Here is a 1,740-nt window from a genome sequence, read left to right as displayed (position 1 = left end):
TCCTCTTCGATCAATTGGGTCGTCCGGCTGCGGGCACGAACCAAATCGATAATCTTGCGTTTCAGGATTCCTAGTAACCAGCCTTGTTCCGAGCCTTGGCCTGAAAACTGCTTGATATGCTCAATCCCCGCGAGAAAAGTTTGCTGGACGACTTCTTCTGCGGCCTCGACGTCACGCAAACGCGATAACGCATACCGGTACAGACTGTCACCATACTCATCAACCCACATTGCGGGATCGATGGCCGAACGCTTCTCCGTCTCCACTGGAACGTCCATCATGCCAATCTCCTTATGTGCTCACAATTTTACACCTTTGCGAGCGGAGATGACAAATCAATCACTGAAATGTGCACAATCGTTCAGCTCGCAACATCAAGCGGACAAAATTTCCAAAGCGATTTATCGGATTTCATGATCCCGACAAATCGCCATTGAGCAAAGCGATTGGATTCGTTGCCAGCCGAATTCCATGAATGGGACACGGCGGCACCTGGGCTTTGCAAACAAGCAATGCCCTCTTTGCGATCGCATCCGCACCCATTTCTCACTTTTTCTTCGCAGCCAGGCCGCGAAGGGAGGTCGATTCAATCCGCGACGTTCCCAAGCGGCGACGAAAGACGTTCGTTTGAAATTACTTGATGGGCATCAAGTGCACGGCGTCGATGACGACGTAACCGTTGGTACCTTCGTTGCTGATCGTCACGGTAATGTTGCCGCTACTCATCTCGTCCTCGACCAGCGTGAGGAAGCCTTCTTCGCCTGGACTTTTCCGTTGGTTGACCATCACCGTCTGTGTCTGATCTTTGCGGGTGATCGTGACCGGAACATTCGAGGCGCGGTTGGGATTGGCGGTGTAAGACATCCGCACGGCATAACGTCCTCGTTTTGCCACAGGCAACGAATACGTTGCCAGCTGCTGCCCTTTGTTGAAGTCCCCGTCGTGGCGATAGTTGTGTCCAACAAACTTTGGTACCGTATGTCCCGCTCCGTTGAATCCGGTGCGTTTAGCGTTCACGTCATCAACGACGATTCCCGATAGTTTCTTGGGGTCGATCGAGAAGCCTTCGCGTAGTACCGGTTTCCAATCCAACACCTGTTTATCGGTCGTCAATTGTTCTCGCAATTTTGCATAATCGATTTCGTGCAGCGTTTGCTTGTCACGAATCGCCTGGATCGCAGCGGTCGCCGATGATTGTCCCAACACCATAAACACCGGTTCCATCCGGATCGAACCGAATGCCATGTGCGACGCACTGAGCGATACCGGAACGATCAAATTCGTGCATTCGTTCGCCTTGGGCAATAGCGACCGATACGAGATCGGATAGGGAGGAAATCCACCGACTTGCACATCGCCTTCGTTGCGAGCGTGCCCGTTTGCATCAACGTAACGCTGGACATTGTGCGAATCCATCGTGTAGGCAGCCATCCCCACGGGGTCTTCCGCCACCGTGCGACCTTGACAGTGATGTTGCGTCATCACAGCGTCGCCAACCAATCGCCGAGCTTCGCGAATATAGAGTTGTTGTTGCCAGCCGTCCTCTCGCTCGAATTCATCTTTACATGTGCCCCAGCGGCTTACGATTTTGCGAGTCGCTTCGGGAACACGTGGATGATTGGCCATCGTCCAAAACAGCCCTTGCTGGTAACTACGGTGCCGCTCGACAATCTGCTGACGTTCCGCATCGGTTGCTTCGGGGTAGTCATAGTTTTGCCCGATAAAGTCAGTCGAGAAGCC

General features: G+C 53.0%; 2 protein-coding genes. Both read right to left on the bottom strand.

All coding sequences use genetic code 11. The features are described from left to right. On the bottom strand, positions 1-281 hold a 281-nt coding region (locus tag ABX962_RS35660; protein ID WP_372726399.1), incomplete at its 3' end, for an RNA polymerase sigma factor. Between the two features lie 352 nt (positions 282-633). Further along, positions 634-1,740 (bottom strand): FAD-dependent oxidoreductase (locus tag ABX962_RS35655; RefSeq protein WP_372726398.1); only part of this gene is annotated, 1,107 nt, incomplete at its 5' end.

Origin of the sequence: Novipirellula sp., from assembly GCF_041583735.1 — a bacterium.
Classification (GTDB): domain Bacteria; phylum Planctomycetota; class Planctomycetia; order Pirellulales; family Pirellulaceae; genus Novipirellula.
This window is presented reverse-complemented; position numbering and strand designations above follow the sequence as displayed.